Origin of the sequence: Colwellia sp. E2M01 (assembly GCF_018860585.1) — a bacterium.
Lineage (GTDB): Bacteria > Pseudomonadota > Gammaproteobacteria > Enterobacterales > Alteromonadaceae > Colwellia.
This window is the reverse complement of record NZ_JAHKPR010000016.1, coordinates 102,553-121,017: the sequence shown is the minus strand read 5'-3', so window position 1 is coordinate 121,017 and position 18,465 is coordinate 102,553. Positions and strand designations below refer to the sequence as shown.

Annotated in this window: 14 protein-coding genes; 11 read left to right on the top strand and 3 right to left on the bottom strand. The window is 35.9% G+C overall.

All coding sequences use genetic code 11. From position 1 onward, the window contains the following. Positions 1-627 precede the first annotated feature (627 nt). The gene (locus KO502_RS03110) at positions 628-1,329 is read right to left on the bottom strand and encodes a TcpQ domain-containing protein (RefSeq protein ID WP_216021090.1); all 702 of its coding nucleotides are present in this window, start codon (positions 1,327-1,329) and stop codon (positions 628-630) included. 328 nt (positions 1,330-1,657) lie between these two features. Beyond that, positions 1,658-2,596: an LpxL/LpxP family Kdo(2)-lipid IV(A) lauroyl/palmitoleoyl acyltransferase gene (lpxL, locus tag KO502_RS03105; RefSeq protein WP_216021089.1), complete on the bottom strand. Its 939-nt coding sequence runs from the start codon at positions 2,594-2,596 to the stop codon at positions 1,658-1,660. Positions 2,597-2,782: 186 nt separating this feature from the next. On the opposite strand from lpxL, the gene KO502_RS03100 reads away from it, so the two are divergent. Then, the gene (locus tag KO502_RS03100) at positions 2,783-3,877 is read left to right on the top strand and encodes a glycosyltransferase family 4 protein (protein ID WP_216021088.1); all 1,095 of its coding nucleotides are present in this window, start codon (positions 2,783-2,785) and stop codon (positions 3,875-3,877) included. A 147-nt stretch (positions 3,878-4,024) separates the two neighbouring features. On the opposite strand, the gene tolC is transcribed toward KO502_RS03100, so the two are convergent. Further along, complete coding sequence (tolC, locus tag KO502_RS03095; RefSeq protein ID WP_216021087.1) at positions 4,025-5,377, bottom strand: outer membrane channel protein TolC; 1,353 nt, start codon at positions 5,375-5,377, stop codon at positions 4,025-4,027. Between the two features lie 145 nt (positions 5,378-5,522). Here tolC and KO502_RS03090 point away from each other — a divergent pair, with 145 nt between their 5' ends. The 10 genes from KO502_RS03090 to parC all read left to right on the top strand — a co-directional run bounded on the left by KO502_RS03090 (position 5,523) and on the right by parC (position 18,349). Beyond that, positions 5,523-6,167, top strand: a complete 645-nt coding sequence (locus KO502_RS03090; RefSeq protein WP_216021086.1) for an NUDIX domain-containing protein — start codon at positions 5,523-5,525, stop codon at positions 6,165-6,167. A 70-nt stretch (positions 6,168-6,237) separates the two neighbouring features. Continuing rightward, on the top strand, positions 6,238-6,738 hold the full coding sequence (locus tag KO502_RS03085; RefSeq protein WP_216021085.1) for a DUF1249 domain-containing protein: 501 nt from the start codon (positions 6,238-6,240) through the stop codon (positions 6,736-6,738). A gap of 53 nt (positions 6,739-6,791) precedes the next feature. Next, on the top strand, positions 6,792-7,607 hold the full coding sequence (locus KO502_RS03080) for a metallophosphoesterase (protein WP_216021084.1): 816 nt from the start codon (positions 6,792-6,794) through the stop codon (positions 7,605-7,607). 87 nt (positions 7,608-7,694) lie between these two features. Beyond that, a complete protein-coding gene (locus KO502_RS03075) occupies positions 7,695-8,324 on the top strand; it encodes a YqiA/YcfP family alpha/beta fold hydrolase (RefSeq protein WP_216021083.1) in 630 nt (209 codons plus the stop codon). A gap of 62 nt (positions 8,325-8,386) precedes the next feature. Beyond that, entirely contained in the window at positions 8,387-10,279 is a 1,893-nt protein-coding gene (parE, locus tag KO502_RS03070) for a DNA topoisomerase IV subunit B (protein ID WP_216021082.1), read from the top strand. A 141-nt stretch (positions 10,280-10,420) separates the two neighbouring features. After that, complete coding sequence (locus KO502_RS03065) at positions 10,421-10,885, top strand: hypothetical protein (RefSeq protein WP_252730475.1); 465 nt, start codon at positions 10,421-10,423, stop codon at positions 10,883-10,885. Further along, positions 10,885-12,126 (top strand): biotin/lipoyl-binding protein, encoded by a 1,242-nt coding sequence (locus KO502_RS03060; protein WP_216021081.1) that lies wholly within the window; start codon positions 10,885-10,887, stop codon positions 12,124-12,126. The genes KO502_RS03065 and KO502_RS03060 overlap by 1 nt, the downstream gene beginning before the upstream one ends. Before the next feature lie 321 nt (positions 12,127-12,447). Then, positions 12,448-14,361: a tetratricopeptide repeat-containing diguanylate cyclase gene (locus KO502_RS03055; protein WP_252730474.1), complete on the top strand. Its 1,914-nt coding sequence runs from the start codon at positions 12,448-12,450 to the stop codon at positions 14,359-14,361. Next, positions 14,358-15,704: a GGDEF domain-containing protein gene (locus KO502_RS03050; protein WP_216021080.1), complete on the top strand. Its 1,347-nt coding sequence runs from the start codon at positions 14,358-14,360 to the stop codon at positions 15,702-15,704. Before KO502_RS03055 ends, KO502_RS03050 begins: the two co-directional genes overlap by 4 nt. A 341-nt stretch (positions 15,705-16,045) precedes the next feature. Beyond that, positions 16,046-18,349, top strand: a complete 2,304-nt coding sequence (gene parC / locus KO502_RS03045) for a DNA topoisomerase IV subunit A (protein WP_216021079.1) — start codon at positions 16,046-16,048, stop codon at positions 18,347-18,349. The last annotated feature ends 116 nt before the right edge of the window (positions 18,350-18,465 follow it).

Genomic DNA, 18,465 nt, shown 5'->3' with positions numbered 1-18,465 from the left:
TAGACGCGAAATTTTCCTTGTTTATTTTACGAACATAAGTAAATAAATTACCAAGTTAAAGAGCAACCTGATATGCTATTTCAATTATTTAAAAAACGAAATTATTTCAGTTACTTAAGTTTTTCTTAAACCGAGTTCAAGTTAATTAATATAAAACAGCGATAAGTAATAACATTTACGCCATATTATGTCTACAACAAGCGATTATAAAAACAAAAAGGTATCAAATAATATTAATTATTTTAGTTGTTCTTAACCCAAGCTTAATAATACCAATCTCACAAACTAAGTGATCATTTATACGAGCTAAAACCACTAACTACAGCGTTATTTATATACCTATCACACCTTAATATGCTTATTTCAGCAAGTCGAAAAAGGGTTAGGTACAAGGCATTGATTGAAGATAATAGTTATTCTATTTTCTAAATCAATAACGCCGTAGATGATCTTTATTGCCTTGCCCGTAGGGAACTAAGCTAGAACATCAGTTCTGCGTTGCGATATTTGATAAAGGAGTAACCATTATCTGCGTAACGTGCATTGACTTGTTATCTTATCTTAGCTCTGAACCTGCACCTTGAAGTGTGATGGGGATAAGTATCATGTGTGGTATGTCAATAATTGTTAATATGATTGATTACTTTGCAGTAAAGTACACTCATTATCTAAAAAATCATGAGGTTCACTTTCAATCACCACAATAGCGCGTTGTTTATAACAGAAGAAAGTAGAGAGCCCTGAAGGAAAGTGGCCGGCGACAGCTTTAGCAACTTGAAAGCTTGTTTTTAATAAATCTTGTTCAATTCTAAACGAGTCTTTTACCACGTAATCACGGTTTAACCACCAAATTAACTCAACTCCTTGAGCTTCTGTATATTCCGCTAGTTTTTGGTTTAATGTTTCGCCAGGTCTGAAAGGACGTGATTCAACACTCCCTTGCCAATTTTTTCGATAAGGACGAACGATTCTTTCTCTTGCTTGTAATAATTCAACTAAATTACCTTGAGGGTCTGATAAGTAAACAATGTTATTACGGATTTTAGGCCCCTTGCCATCCATATCTCCGTGTAAGTTGGCATAAAATTTAGATAAACCAATTGCCGCTGCATTACTCGAACCTATACTTTGCTGTGGCTTGTTAACTGTTGTTGTTTTTTGGGCGGTTGCAATAGTAGCTGGTGTTTCATCGATAATCTGAGCCTGTGCGTTGTCCTCTGATTCTAATGAGCCAGCTAAAGAAAGTAATAAATCTTTATTGGAAATAAACCCCCAAGCTAAGATAGCAAGAAAAAGACCTAATATAAGATTACGCAACCAAAAGCCCATTGTTAATCAATACCTTTCTGTTATTTTTTTGTTAGGGTTGTTATTACTTTACTCAAAGAATTATTGTTATACAAATAAACAGTGAATATATCTATACTTGGGTTTAATTATTTGAGGTTAGGTAGCTGAGTTAAAGTATTTTTAGTTTAGGTATTTTAAAAAACAGATAATAAATATTTTGAAGTAAGGGATTAAGATGAAGAGTACTAATTATTGCCGATGACTGCTTCTTGTTATGATTTTCTCCATACTGATATACGGTATAGATAAAATCATAACATTGTGAGCAGGTAGATATTTTTATCTACGAAATATATGTTATTTATACTTATTTGTATAAAGAGGGATCACTTTCATTGGGTCTCGTTTTAAAACGACGATGTAACCACATATATTGCTCTGGTTGAACAAGTATTGCTTCTTCTAACCTTTGGTTTATTGTTGTTACATCTTGCTCGTCATTGCCGGAAGGAAAATTTTCAAACGGTGGTGTTACTTCAACAGTATAACCACTGTCATCGGCATTTCTACGTGGGATCATCATCAGTGTTTTAGTGTTTTTCTTACTCGCAAAAATAAGTGTACCTGTTGTTGTTGCTGTTTCTTTTACCGCAAAGAAGGGGACGAATAAACTTTTATTGCGACCATAATCTTGATCAGGTAAATAAGCACATGCGTCTTTATCATTAAGTGCTCGCAATAAGCCTTTAACGTCACGTTTGCCTAACATATACTTATTTGAGCGAGCTCTACCGCGATGCTGAAAAAACTCCATTAATCGATTGTTATGAGGTCGATAAAATACCACTAATGGGTTACTAATTCCGGCACCACGAGCACATATTTCTAAGCTGAGGTTATGCATCCCTAATACGAGAACACCATTACCTTCCTTTTGTGCGGCTGTAATATAATGTGCGCCATCTACTTTTACTTTTCTATTGATACGCCAATTTGGCCACCACCAGCCCATACCTGTTTCAAATAAAGCTATGCCCGTATTTTCAAAGTTCTTTGTTAAAAGGTGCTGTAATTCTTGCTCGCTTTTTTCCGGAAAACATAACTGTAAATTGGTTAGCGCTACATGTTTACGTTTTGATGCAAATTTAAGAAACAACCTACCTATAACTCGCCCCATAGCAAGTTGTAGTTTGAAAGGTAACCAGGAAATACTATAAAGAATAAATACACCAACCCATGTTAACCAATATTTTGGTAATAAAAATGATAACGTAAAATTAGGCTGTAACACTTTATTTTTGCTCAATACATTCTCCAGAAAAACGATATTTTAACTAGGCTTGATTATATCCAAGATTATACCCAAGATAGTTAACTTTACACAATTAAGTTATTTATTCCGAAGCCAAATTCATAGATAGTTACCACCTTAGGTCTATTTTGCAGTAGAATAACGAGAAGTAGACAATTAATTGGTGTTTAGAGATTTTTGATGGATACAATGGTAAGCCCAGAGATAAGTAATAGAGAAATAGAGCTTATTGTTGGAAATTCAAAACGGAACTTTTCAGGTATAACTTCAAGCATGTTGCAAGTAATCTCTTATCAGAAAGAGATGATTCCGTTGCGTGTTATGGGAAAAAGCAACTTAACAGATACTCACCTAGCAATTAGCTTTTGGCAAGTGGTGAAAATGTGTCAGAAGCCCCTCTCCAATGGTAAATACCGTATTTTTCATGCAAGACGCGTAGATGAAATGATTCAAGGGGTATTATTAAAGTACCTTTTTAGAGCTAAACTAAAATTGGTTTTTAGCTCTGCAGCACAACGTAAGCGTGCTCGATTTACTTATTGGTTAACAAGTAAAATGGATGCGGTTATCGCCATGTGTAATGCCTCAGCTAATTATCTTGAAACTCCACCTAGCACAGTTATTTATCATGGTGTTAATATCAACACATATAAAGGCGCTGCGAATAAAGAGCAGGCTTGGCAAGCACTTGATTTATTACCTGTAACACAAAAAAAAGGCAAACATGGTATTGCCATCTTAGGCCGTGTTAGAGAGCAAAAAGGTGTTCATCTTTTTGTAAAAAGCTGTATTGCGCTATTAGCTGATTATCCTGATTATACCGCGGTCATTGTTGGTAGTACCGCAGCTAAACATATGAAATACGAACAGCAATTGCGTAGTCAAATTAATAAGGCAGGATTGTCTGAGCGTATTGTTTTTGTGGGTGAACAACATTTTACGGATATTCCAAAAATATTTAGTAGTCTATCTATGGTTGTTGCATTAAGTAAAAATGAAGGCTTTGGCTTAACTGTACTTGAAGCTATGAGTAGTGGTGCAGCTGTATTAGCTAGTGAGGCTGGTGCTTGGCCTGAAATTATTCGTCAAGGTATTGATGGTTATGTAGTACCTGTAAATGATTTAGATGCAGTAAAAGCTAAGATGGCGTTACTGTTAAGTGATCAGCAAAAACTTGCTCAAATGGGTATTTCAGGACGTCAACGTGTTGAAGAATTTTACTCTGTTGAGCGTGAAGCTATGGAATTAACCACCTTCTTAAAAACATTGGAATAATGACTTATAGCTCAAGTGTTCTGTCTAGTGTGATATTGAGATTAATTATCAATAAAAAGCCGTAAACAATTAGGTTGTTTACGGCTTTTTTATATCAATAATGTCAGCTAAGTTAACATAGGCTTTGTTGGTAAAATTTTATGAATGTTAGTTATTTGCTGCCACTAAACCTGAGTTTATTGCTGTAATATCTTCATCAGTAATTGTACCTGCGGCACGTTTTAATAATAAAACGTTTTGGATATAAGCATAGCGTGTTGAGGATAAATTACGTTTAACACCATATAAATTACGTGTACTATCTAATACATCAACAATGGTACGCGTACCTACCTCAAAGCCAGCTTCTGTCGCTTCAAGCGATTTGGTTGCACTTAATACTGACTGCTCAAGCGCCTTAATTGCTGATATGGCAGTAATAACCGTATTGTAGGCATTACGTGTAGTACGAACAACTTCACGATGCGTTAATGACAGCTCTTGGCTGGCAATAACAAAGTTATTTTGGGCTTGGCGCACTGAACTTTGAATAGCACCACCAGAGTAAATAGGTATATTTAAGTTTACGCCGAGGTAATAGCCATCAACATTAGGTTCATTAATTTCTGGTTGGTTATTATATGCAGAGTCTGTATCGGCAGCATTGTAGTTAGCAGCAAAATCTAAAGTAGGGTAATGGCCTGCACGCGCAATACTGATTTGATCTTGTGCAATATCAATCCCAACTTTAGCGGTAATTAAATCTAAATTTTTTGCTTCAGCGGTAGTTTGCCATTCATCGGCGCTGCTAGGGACTGGTTTACTCGTACTAAAGCGGTCGGTATTTAAAACGCTTACATTTTTAGGGTAAACATTAGTAATTAAACGTACCGCTTCTTCAGCTTGTAAAATTGCATTTTCGGCGCGAATGGCTTCGGTAACAGCATTATCATATTGAGCTTGCGCTTCATAAACATCAGTAATGGCTGTTAAACCCACAGAAAATCGTTGCTTGGTTTGCTCTAATTGTCGCTCAATGGCTTTTTTCTCGGCATTAGCAAAAACTAAATCGTCTTTAGAGCTGAGTAAATTAAAATACACCTGCGTAACACGAGTAATTAAATCTTGTTTCGATACTTGGTATTGTAAATCACTTTGGTGGGCTGCTTTTTTAGCGTTATTTAAACTCAACCAACTATCGTGGTGATAAATCTGCATATTGAGATTACCGCCATAAGTTAAACTTGTGTATTCACTATTGGTTATAGTATTAGTCAATGCCGAATAAGAATCTTGCTCACCTATAGTATAGCCACCGGTTAGGTTGATCTGTGGTAATAATGTTGAACGTACTTGCTCAATATTTTCTTTAACACTCATATACTGTGCTTGAGAGATAAGTATTGTAGGATCATTTAATAGTGCTTGTTGATAAACTGTTAAAAGATCATCTGCTTGAACTTGTGTACTGCTCATCACGGTTGTTAGTGCAATGATGAGCGTGCTGAATTTTTTCTTCATGAGTAAGAAATTCCTTAGCTGTATTACTCTTATTATCTATATGTTGATATTATTTGATAGGATGTATCCTACAGGGATTTTGTCAATAACCAAATAAAATATCAGTCATTTAGTGTAACAAATTTTTTAAAAAAAAGGATAAGAGATGCAAACTAAAAAAAATACTCTTTTAAACATACAAAAGTATGGTCACAAAGATGTTTCCGTTCACTCACTTGTAACAAAATATCAAGGCTTTTTTAAAATAAATGAATATGAGTTACAGCACCAACTGTATTCAGGAGAAGTTAGTGAAAAATTCACTAGGGAAGTCTTTGAGCGTGGTGACGCTGTGGTGGTGGTGCCATATGATGTACAAAAAGACAAAGTACTTCTAATTGAACAGTTTAGGGTTGGGGCACTCAACGGTAAAGATAGTCCATGGTTATTAGAATTTATTGCGGGTATGTTTGATGAAAACGAAAGCCCTATAGAAGTAGCTATTCGAGAAGCTAAAGAAGAAGCTAATATAACACTTTGTGCAAATGATTTAGTGCCTATTATGCAATACTTGTCTAGCCCTGGTGGTATAAGTGAACGCATTCATCTTTACTTGGCACATTTTGATAGTAGTACAGTTGAAAATGGTGCTGTATATGGTTTACCTGAAGAAAATGAAGATATTATATTGCACCTTGTTAGCCGCAGTCAGGCGTTAAATTTATTGGCTCAAGGGAAAATTACTAACGCCGCAACTATTATCGGGTTACAATGGCTAGCAATGAATTATGCATCATTGACGACTAAATAACTAAATAACTAAATAAATAATTAAATAACTAACGCTGGTTGAAAATATAGGTTTTAAAGATAAATAATAAATGAGTTTTTTTCCGAATCGCGCATTACCTACAAAACAAAAGTATCAAACTAACTATCGTCCTAATTTAGTTAGTTTGATGACCTTGTGTGCCAATAACTATATGTTATTACTAAAAGTATTGGCGAATAATAAAGCTGCGGGAGAAACTCGACAATTTTTTATTAGTGATTTTTTATCTTATACGGTCACGATAAAAGAAGTTACTCGTTATACGTCGGTGATAAGTTTTGAACAAGAAAGCTTAAAGTTGTCACTGGATAATATTCCAAAAGTCGTTGCTAATGGTCTACATCCACGTATGAGTATACGTTTGTACCATGATGCGCGTATGGCCGAAGTACTCGCAACTCAAGATATTAGACAAGTTAAACCACGTTATGGCTACCCTAATAGTCAAATGCATCAACAAGATGAAAAACAACAAACCAATCAATTCCTCAATGAATGGTTACATTTATGTTTACAGTTAGGTCAAGTCAACATAAAGCTGCCGTCATAATCAATTATTAACAGATAAATAATCGGTACCTCTATACACAGCGAGTGAACTTTATGGAAAATATGTTACCTCATAACCCTTTAGTTTTAGCACAGATAACAGATAGCCATTTGTTTGCGTCATTAGATGGTTTGCATCACGGTCACCATGTTTTCAATAACTTGAAAAAGGTGTTGTTGAGTATTGTTGATAACCCACAAATACACGCCATTATTTTTACTGGTGATTTAACTCAAGATCATAGCGAGCAGTCATATCAAAACTTTGTCGATTGTGTGCATGCTTGTGGCGTTATAATCCCAATCTATTACTTAGCGGGTAATCATGATGAGCCAGGCTTGCTAGATAAATACTTTGCTCAATCTCCTTTTATCGCAGACAAAGTGATTACTACTGAAAAGTGGCAAATTCAGTTACTTGATAGTAAAAGTGACACGCCTGCAGGTTTGGTTAGCGGCCAAGCATTAACGAGCTTGCAAAGCACCATAGAGCAAGATAAATATCAATTTTTGTTAATGCACCACCATCCAATTGATGTAGGATATTTTATTGATAAACATGGCTTGCAAAATAAAGCTGATTTTTGGCAGACTGTGCATCGTTTCAATAATATTAAAGCGATTGCCTGCGGTCATGTTCATGGCGCTATGGAATTATCTGTGTCGGTAACGCCAGGAATTAACAACAGTAAACAAGCGCAAAACACAGTCGAGCATAAGTCTCTAGTTACTGTATATACTTGCCCTGCCACCTCAATGCAATTTGATCCCAATGTTGCAGGTGTTGGCGTATTAGATGATGGACCTGCGTATCGTATTTTTACGTTAAACGCTGACGGTAATCTGCATAGTGATGTTGTTAATTGCTGATGTAAAGCTAATGCTAAAGCGAGTATTACTAACAAATTTGGTTATTGTTATTGGAATAAATTAAAGAATTAAAATAAAAAAACTAAAATGAAAAAAAACATTCTGCACATTCATGGTTTTAACTCTTCACCTTTATCAGCTAAAGCTGAGCAAACACGACAATACATTAAAAAACACTTTCCTGAGGTTGGCTTTTACTGTCCGCAATTAGCTTCTAGTCCTGATGCAGCTATTCTCCAATTAGAAACTATTATTAGCGAACAATTAAACACAACAGACTCAAGTGTTGCTAATACAGAGACTTCACAATGGTATTTCATCGGCTCTTCATTGGGTGGTTACTTTGCTAGTTATTTATCAGAAAAATATAATTGTTTAGCTGTGTTAGTGAACCCAGCGGTAAAACCTTATGAGTTATTGCACGACTATTTGGGTGAGCAAGTTAATCCTTACACCGAAGAAGTTTACCAAGTCACTGAAGATCATATTCAACAACTGAAATTACTTGAACAAAGTGCACCAACAATAGATAGTAAACAAAAAAATAATTACCTAGTTATGTTACAAACAGGTGATGAAGTGTTAAATTACCGACAAGCAGAAGAAAAATATCAACATTGTCGATTAATAGTACAAGCGGGGGGCGATCATAGCTTTGTAAACTTTGAACATTGCCTACCAAGTATTTGCCAATTTTTTCAATTGGATGCATGCTAAATCAAGAATGTTTCTAACAACCGTTAGCTCATAACTTACAATAACTATACATAGAGTTTTAAATGACAGATCAATACAACTCCGACTCCATTGAAGTACTTAGTGGCTTAGAGCCAGTGCGCCGACGCCCTGGTATGTACACAGACACCACTCGTCCAAACCACTTGGGTCAAGAAGTTATTGATAACTCCGTTGATGAAGCGCTGGCTGGGTACGCACAAAATATTCAAGTTATTTTAGATAAAGATCAGTCACTTGAAATTATTGATGACGGTCGGGGTATGCCAACAGATATTCATCCTGAAGAAGGCGTATCAGGTGTTGAACTTATCTTTTGTAAACTACATGCCGGCGGTAAGTTTTCCAATAAAAACTATCAATTTTCAGGTGGTTTGCACGGTGTTGGTATTTCGGTCGTTAACGCTTTATCAACACGTGTTGATGTTACCGTTAGACGTGACAGTAAAGTCTATGAAATGGCTTTTGAAAATGGTGATAAAGTTGAAGAATTACGAGAAACCGGCACAGTAGGAAAACGCAATACTGGTACGAGTGTTAAGTTTTGGCCTGATGCTAGTTATTTTGATACCGCTAAGTTTTCAATTAGACACCTTACTCACTTACTTAAAGCCAAAGCGGTTTTATGTCCAGGTTTAACGATTAAATTTCATGATAAAAATGAAGATAAAAAATATCAATGGTGTTACGAAGACGGACTTACCGACTACTTAAAAGACTCAGTAAAAGATTATGTTTCGCTACCTGAAAATCCTTTTGTTGGTAGTTTTTCCTCACAACTTGAAGCCGCAGATTGGGCGGTAACTTGGTTACCTGAAGGTGGCGATAGTATTGGCGAAAGCTATGTAAACTTAATTCCTACTATTGCAGGTGGTACTCATGTTAATGGTTTACGCCAAGGCTTACTTGAGTCGATGCGGGAGTTTTGTGAATTTCGCAACCTGATCCCTCGTGGCGTTAAACTAACACCAGATGATATTTGGGATAGATGTAGCTATATCTTATCGATTAAAATGCAAGATCCACAATTTGCCGGACAAACTAAAGAACGTTTATCCTCGCGTCAATGTGCTGCTTTTGTTGCAGGTGTTGTTAAAGACGCGTTTAGTCTTTGGTTAAACGAGCACACAGACAAAGCTGAAGCGCTAGCTGATTTTTGTATTAATAATGCACAAAAACGTATGCGAGCCAGCAAAAAAGTCGTGCGTAAAAAAATTACCCAAGGGCCGGCATTGCCAGGAAAATTAACCGATTGTGGTAGTCAAGATTTAGCTCGCACAGAATTGTTTTTAGTAGAAGGTGACTCTGCTGGCGGTAGTGCAAAGCAAGCAAGAGATCGAGAATTTCAAGCGATTATGCCACTACGCGGTAAAATTCTTAATACTTGGGAAGTTGACTCAGGACAAATCCTCGCTTCCCAAGAGGTACATGATATTTCTGTCGCACTAGGTATTGACCCTGACAGTGCCGATTTATCAGAATTACGTTATGGTAAAATTTGTATTTTAGCGGATGCTGATTCCGACGGATTACATATTGCCACCTTGTTGTGTGCTTTATTCACACAACACTTTTTACCTCTAGTTGAAGCAGGTCACATTTATGTAGCAATGCCGCCGTTATATCGTATTGATATTGGAAAAGAAGTTTATTACGCATTAGATGAGGCAGAAAAAGATGCGATATTAGATCGTATTGAAGCTGAGAAAAAGCGCGGTAAAGTTAACGTACAACGTTTCAAGGGTCTAGGTGAGATGAATCCATTACAACTGCGTGAAACGACAATGGATCCAAACACTCGTCGTTTAGTGCAACTAACGGTTGATGATCATAGCGAAACTATGGAATTAATGGACATGTTATTATCGAAAAAACGTAGTCCCGATAGAAAAATATGGCTACAAAGCAAAGGTGATGAAGTACAGCTAGAAGTGTAATCTTCAACTTGATTTATTTAACTTATCTTTTTTTAATTTAAGATAAGTTTTAGTTGTTATTTGAGTCGAATAAGCTCACAGAAGTGTTGGTAAGACTTAAATGTTAATCAGTCAATTCAATAAGAATAAGAGATTTTTATAATGAGTGTAGAAAACGTTCCTGGGTATTTAGCGGGCGCAAATAGTGACCCTTTAATGACAGTAATGCTTGTGGTTTTGGTGCTATTGGTTTTAGTTATTGGTGTTTTATATTTTAAATTACATGCAGTGCCAGATCATATTGCTCATGGCAAAGACCATACCCAAATACAGTTGATCACAGTATTAACACTGTTAGCTTTATTTACTCATAACGGTACTTTATGGGTTGCCGCACTGATACTTGCGGTGGTAAAACTACCAGATTTTCTTACCCCTTTGAGATCTATTGCGAAATCTTTAGCTGTGTTAGCTAATAGTGAAAAGAGTAGCTCTATCGTACAACCGACCACTTCAACAAGTAATGAATCAGATAATAAATCAGATAATGTTGCTAGCACTAACGAAGTAACCAATAGCGAATTAAAACATACCGATACATCAGTTATCACCAAGGAGAATAACTAATGTTTGAAGTAATATTTTGCTCATTAATTACCATTTTACCTGATTATTTATTTCGTAAATTCCGTCAAGGAAAAAGCTGGGGTAAAGAAATAAATTTCTTTACCGTGTGGTATGAATTACGTTGGGGTATCTCTGCCTGCGCTATTTTATCTATTTCACTTGTTACTTTAATTTTTTATTATCACCCGTCGACTAGTAACGCATCACCTATGTTTAGAGTGGTGTCTATCATGCCGGAGCAAAGTGGTAGAGTTGAACACGTGTTTGTAGAAAACGGTCAAACAGTAAAAGCAGGTACGCCGCTTTTTAGTATGTTTGACGAATCGCAATTAGCGCTTATTGAAGAAGCTAAAGCGAATGTTCAACAGGTCGAATCTGAATTCTATACTGCACAAGCACAACTTACGGCGGCGGCTAGTGGAGTAGAAAAGGCGGAAAGTGCCTTTAGACGAGCTAAAAATGAGTATGATCGCAAAAAAGCGTTATCAACTAAAGGTCAAAACATTATCAGTGAAAACGAGGTTCAACGTTTAGCTGAAACAGTCGCGATGAACAAAGCTGCAGTTGCATCAGCTAAAGCGAATCAAACCTCAGCACAAGCGATGATAGATAATGTTTTACCAGCTAAAAGAACTGCTGCGGTTAAGCGATTAGACAAAGCTATCGTTGATGAAAATAAGCGTACTATTTACGCGCACATTGATGGTGAATTACAACAGTTTGCTTTACAAGAGGGTGACTTTGTCAATCCAATGTTTCGCTCTGCTGGTATGATAGTGCCAAGTACTGGTTATGCGTCAGGAAAAGATGCTGTTCAAGCCGGTTTTAATCAATTAGCAGGTAATGTCATTAGTGAAGGAACTTTTGCTGAAATTACCTGTTTATCTAAACCTTTTACCGTTATTCCAATGAAAGTCGCTACTGTACAAAGTGTTATTTCTTCGGGCCAAGTACGAACAACAGACACCTTGTTAGACTTGCAAGAGAGAGCAAAGCCAGGAACGTTAACGGTTAAATTAGTGCCTTTATATGAAGGTGGTCTTGACGGTATCATTCCAGGAACTCGCTGTTTAGCAAATGCCTATAGTTACCATCACGCGTTAATTGAAAGTGGAACACTCAGTACTGCAGATACATTGTATTACCATATGGTTGATACAGTAGGCCTTGTGCATGCCATTATTTTGCGTTTGCAGGCTTTATTATTGCCAATACAGGTATTAGTTTTTTCAGGACATTAAATACTTTAGTGATATAACTTTGTTTTTATGGCTTTAGTTGTATCACATCATTAAGTAATCATTTTATTAGGTGGTTATAAAGTCCTCTGTTTACGAGGACTTTTTATTAGGAACATAACGAAATATTATGGCTTAATACTTAAATAAAATTTTTATACTACGAATTATTCTGTATATGAGTTAATTGTTAATCCGTACTTCTGAGTTTAGTTTTTTAACTTAGATTTTAGTTTAAATTATTTTAACTAAGACATAAGTCATAAGTGATATGAAAAAATGTTAATAAGAGTTAAGTTAAAGCTTAAGTATTAAGGAACTACTTTGTTGCGTCTTTCACAAAAAAATATTCAATCGCTCCTCTTATCGATGAGTATTTTTCTTTGTCTTAACTCTTTACTTATCAGTGCACAAGAGGGCAATGAGCAAGTGCTTTTCGACCGAGTTGCAGAACAAGTGACGCAACTTAAAAAGAGCAATATAGCTGAAGCACTTACGCAACTGACTTCTTTTGAAAAAAAACTAAACTTACTCTCTATCGAACAAAATCTAAAGTACTTTAAATTATTATCTGAAGTCCAAATAGAGCAGAACCAATACACTGCGGCCAAAGATACGGCTAATAAAGGTTTAACCATAGCAAGAAAGCTTTCAAGCCCCAGTCTTTTTATTACTGAATTATTATATTTAAAAGGTTTTGCATTTGAGAGTTTAGGTGATCTTAATCAAGCGACAAAAGAGTATAAAAAAGGTTTAGAAGTTGCTGAATCCCTACATAACAAGGTAAACATCGCTGCAGGCTTAATTAACTTAGGAACAATTTCTTATCTTAAGGAAGACTTTAAACGTGCGTTAATCTTGCTTAACGATGCCTATAATATTGCCAGCCAGACTGATAATGACGCACTTAAAGGTCGCGCTAATAGTGTACTTGGTATTCTTTATTCTCACTTACAGCAAGATGAGCAATCAATGGGCTATTACCAGCAATCTTATTTGCACTTTAAAAAGGCAGGTATGTTGCTAGCCGCTCATAATAGTTTAAATAATATGGCTACAACCCATATTTCTAATAACAACTACTTAAATGCTATAAATGTTTTAAAAACAATCATTGCTGAATCTAATAATGAAACGGCAAATGACCGTATGTTTGTTGTCTATTTAAATATGGCTTGGGCTCATCTAAAGCAGGAGCAGAGTAATCCTGAAGAGGCTTATAAATACTTACTAAAGGCCAAAGGGTATTTACTTCTCAGTGAAAAAAAAGGTAATCATTTACAATTTTTTATCGATGAAGCTTATATCTTGTTTGCCTTAGAGCGTTTTGATGAAGCGTTAATTAGCATAAATAATGTTAATGCTATACTGGATAAGCTTAATGAAATGTCAAAGTTAAACACAAAAAACTATTTGAATATGATAGACCTTAAAGGGAGTATTTATCATAAACAAGGGAAGTTTAAAAAAGCTTTTGACACGCAATCCCAACTCATCAAGTTAACCAATAAAGAATATGAGAATGAAGATAATAGCTCTATTACTCAGGTCCGTCTTAAATTAGAAGCAGAGCAAGCAGACAAAGAAAATAAATTATTGTATAACCAGCAACTTTTATATGAAGAAAGTTTAAAAGAAGCTAGTTTAAATAATGAAAAACAGCGTGTTTACCTACTGTTTGGAGCTTTGGTTGCATTAGCTTTTGCTTGGGTTCTTGTTCGTCTTATTCAAAGTCAAAAGAGACTAACCATTGTGTCTAATATAGATGCTCTTACAGGTGTTGCTAATAGACGTAGTCTAATGAATAAATCTCAAGAAGCTTTTGAGGCCGCCAAAATAAAGAACCATCAATTAAGCCTACTAATGATAGATGCTGACCACTTTAAAAAAGTTAATGATACTTTAGGGCACAGTGTTGGTGATCAGGTATTGGCCAAGATTGCTTTTATTAGCAGTAAAATTATGCGAAAAAGTGATATTTTTGGTCGTTATGGTGGTGAAGAGTTTTTGATTTGCTTACCTAATACTAACTTTAAGTCAGCAATGAATATCGCTGAGCGCATTAGAGTAAGTATTTATGAACATGCTTGGCAAATTAGCGACCTTAATAAAGTCAGTGTCAGCATCGGTGTGGTCAGTTTAACCGACGAAAAAAATCTAATTACGTTAGTAAAAAAAGCGGATGAACAACTGTATCAAGCGAAAAGCTTGGGTCGAAATAAGGTGTGTGGCGAATGATATTTTATGTTCGAAAATGGCTAAATACCTTATTAATTATCGGCGGCTTTTTAGTTACACACTGTTTAGCCAATGACGCTATTAATACGACGAATATTAAAAGTTATAAAAGCGCCTCTGTTACTAATATTTTACCGGTGAGTCCAGATTTAACCGAGTTGTTGTTCGAGTTAAATCAATCATCCGTTGATCGGTATCAAATCGAAATGTTATTGATCAAAGTAACACTATCAAAAAAAACGCTCAATGCAGCCGAGCAATATTTACTCTTGGTAATACAAGCTTTAGTAAAAGAGAAGTTAGAATCTATTCATTTGGCAAATAAATCAGAGATTATTCACAACAAAATAAGCAGTAAAGATAACGTAGTTGAACTATTAGAACGAGCAGAAATGTTATCAACACAAATTTCTGAAGCTCAATTAGTACAGCCTAATTTTTTGCTATTACATTTGATTTTAGCCGATCACTATAAAAATCAAGATAATTATGATTTAGCCTATTTGGAAAAAAAATCTTACTTAGAAAAGTACCATGTCTATCGTCAAAATAAACGTTTAGCAATGATTGCTTCTTTAGAGAAATCATTTGAAATGCAGGATAAAAAATCTACAACAGCATTACTTAAGAGTCAAAACGAATTAAAAGTCCGTCGAGTTGCAGATGTCAAAGAAGAGCAATTAATACAGCAATATAACTTTACGTTAATCCTTGGTACTGCGGTTGTATTTGTTCTACTTTTCTTTAAGCAATTAATCGTTCGTAATAAGCTTGTTCGTTTAACGTTAACAGATGAATTAACAGGTTTAGCAAATCGTAGTGCATTATTTGAGTCAGGCAATAAAATGGTAAAGCAATTTGATAGTCAGCCTGAACAGCTATCGGTTTTATTATTAGATTTAGATCATTTTAAAGTAATTAATGATCGTTTTGGCCATAATGTTGGTGACAAAGTATTAATGACAGTTGCTAAGCTAATCAATGAAACAATGCGTTCACGTGATTTATTATCCCGCTTAGGCGGAGAAGAGTTTGTAGCGATACTACCTTACGCTGATATTCATAAAGCGAAAGCTATTGCAAAGCATATTAATGAAAAAATAGCCGAATATAATTTTTCATTACTGATGTCACAACGTCATATAACCATGAGTATTGGTGTGGCAACATTAGCGAATAATAAAATGAAATTTGAAGATTTATTACACTGTGCTGACTTAGCAATGTATCAAGCGAAAGAGCAAGGTCGAAATACTGCTGTATGTTATCAAAATATTGCCGCATCGCAAGAAAGGCGAACAGAAAATAACGCTATAGAACTCGATTCCTCTTGGCGTTTTTAAGATAATGTAAAGTGATTACTAGCAAGGTATTTGAAGTGGCTAAATATTACGAGTAAATAGTTAACCGAGCTCAGGTTAGTTAGCAGAAAATAGCTAAAATCCTTTGTATCTTCGTAGTTTTAACATTTAACTATTTTGTATAACTATATAATCAGCTAAGCTAGATACTATGGTAAATATCTTATAAAAATTATATGGGTAATAGGTTTTTAATAGATAACGTTTATATGTCACTTACAGTATGTACTTATAATAAAGCGCTTAAAGTAAATAAGTTTACAGACAGCGTCTTAAAAGAATTAAAATAATAATTAGCCCTCGAAATATCAGGAAATAAATTCATGTCAGATGTGCTCGAATATAGTCTCGATGGAGTAGAACAAGTTCCATTAAAACGTTTTACTGAAGAAGCTTATTTAAACTATTCAATGTACGTAATTATGGATAGAGCCTTACCACATATTGGTGATGGTTTAAAACCAGTACAAAGACGCATAGTTTATGCCATGTCAGAGCTTGGTTTATCGGCGGCGGCTAAGTATAAAAAATCTGCACGTACCGTAGGTGACGTGTTAGGTAAGTTTCACCCGCATGGTGACAGTGCCTGTTATGAAGCCATGGTATTGATGGCACAACCTTTTTCTTATCGTTACCCATTGGTAGACGGACAAGGAAACTGGGGGGCTCCAGATGATCCAAAGTCATTTGCGGCAATGCGTTACACCGAATCAAGACTATCTAAATTCAGCGAAATATTATTGGCTGAATTAGGTCAAGGAACCGTTGAATGGCAGCCAAACTTCGATGGTACCATGAAAGAGCCAATGACCTTACCGTCTCGTCTTCCTCATATTTTACTTAACGGTATTACCGGTATTGCGGTAGGTATGGCAACTGATATTCCCCCACATAACGTGCGTGAAGTTGCAGATGCCTGTGTACATTTAATAGAAAACCCTAAAGCTGAAGTTAGCGAATTACTTGAATTTGTAAAAGGACCTGATTACCCGACCGACGCCGAGATTATTACCTCAAAAGCGGATATTGAAAAAATATACCAAACAGGCCGTGGTAGTATAAAAATGCGTGCGGTTTATGACGTAGAGCAGGGCGATATTGTTATTACTGCACTACCTCATCAAGCCTCAGGCGGAAAAATATTAGAACAAATTGCAGGGCAAATGACCGCCAAAAAATTACCTATGGTTATTGACCTTCGTGATGAATCCGATCATGAAAACCCTGTACGTTTGGTTGTTGTACCGCGCTCAAATCGTGTTGATGTTGAGCAGTTAATGCAGCATTTATTTGCCAGTACAGATTTAGAAAAAAGCTATCGCGTTAATATCAACATGATAGGTTTAGATAACTTACCAGCAGTTAAAAACTTACAAGTTATTTTATCTGAATGGCTGGAATATCGCCGCGAAACAGTACGTAGAAGACTTCAGTACCGTTTAGATAAAGTCTTGGCTCGTTTACATATTCTTGATGGTTTATTGATTGCTTATTTAAACATTGATGAAGTTATTGAAATTATCCGCGGCTATGACGATCCAAAAGCCGAGTTGATGTCACGTTTTGCATTGTCTGACTTACAAGCACATTCAATTCTAGAAATTAAATTACGTCAATTAGCAAAGCTTGAAGAAATTAAAATTCGTGCTGAACAAGATGAATTAGCGATTGAACGTGATTACTTAGAAAAAATTCTTAATTCAAAAGCACGCATGAATACGCTAATGAAAAAAGAAATTCTAGAAGCGGCTAAAGAATTCGGAGATGATCGTCGCTCTCAATTAGTTGAACGTGCAGAATCAAAAGCGTTAACCGAAAAAGATTTAGTGCCAAGTGAGCCAGTAACGGTTGTTATCTCTGATAAAGGTTGGGCGCGTTGCGCTAAAGGCCATGATATTGACCCTGGCAGTTTAAGTTATAAGGCCGGTGATAGTTATTTGTGTTCGGCAAAAGGGCGTAGTAATAATCCAGTGGTGTTTATTGACTCAGGCGGCCGCGCATTTACAACAGATGCACATACTTTACCAACAGCTCGCTCGCAAGGTGAGCCATTAACTGGCCGTTTTAATCTGGCAACGGGTAATAATTTTGTCCATAGCCTTATGTCTGATGACGACGATAAATATTTAATGGTTAGTGATGCTGGTTATGGTTTTGTTAGTAAATTTTCCGATATGGTGAGTCGTAATAAAAATGGTAAAGCGTTAATCACCTTGCCAGAATCTGCTAAAGTTATGCCTCCGCAACGCATTGATAACTTAGATAAAGATCACTGCCTTACCATAACGAGTGAAGGGCGAATGTTAGTTTTTCCGGTGAAAAACTTACCCGTACTTGCCAAAGGTAAAGGTAATAAAATTATCAACATACCGACTGCGCGCGCAAAAACACGTGAAGAGTTTGTTAACTTGTTATGCATAGTACCTGATGGCGCGGCAATTACCTTGCACGCAGGTAAGCGTAAATTGACACTGAAAGCTGTTGATATTGAACATTACAAAGGAGAACGTGGTCGTCGAGGCAATAAGTTGCCTAGAGGTTTACAACGTGTTTCAGGGATAGAAGTAGAGCCCATCGAGCTAGACGACGAGAACGTTGAAGAAATAACTGAAATAAGCGGAGAGTAACTGCTATAAAGTTATCTTGTCAGGCTATGCCTTTTTATATTACGTAAATATTAATTACCGATACAAAAAAGCCTCCTCATTAAAATATTAATGAGAAGGCTTTTTATGTTTTTTAT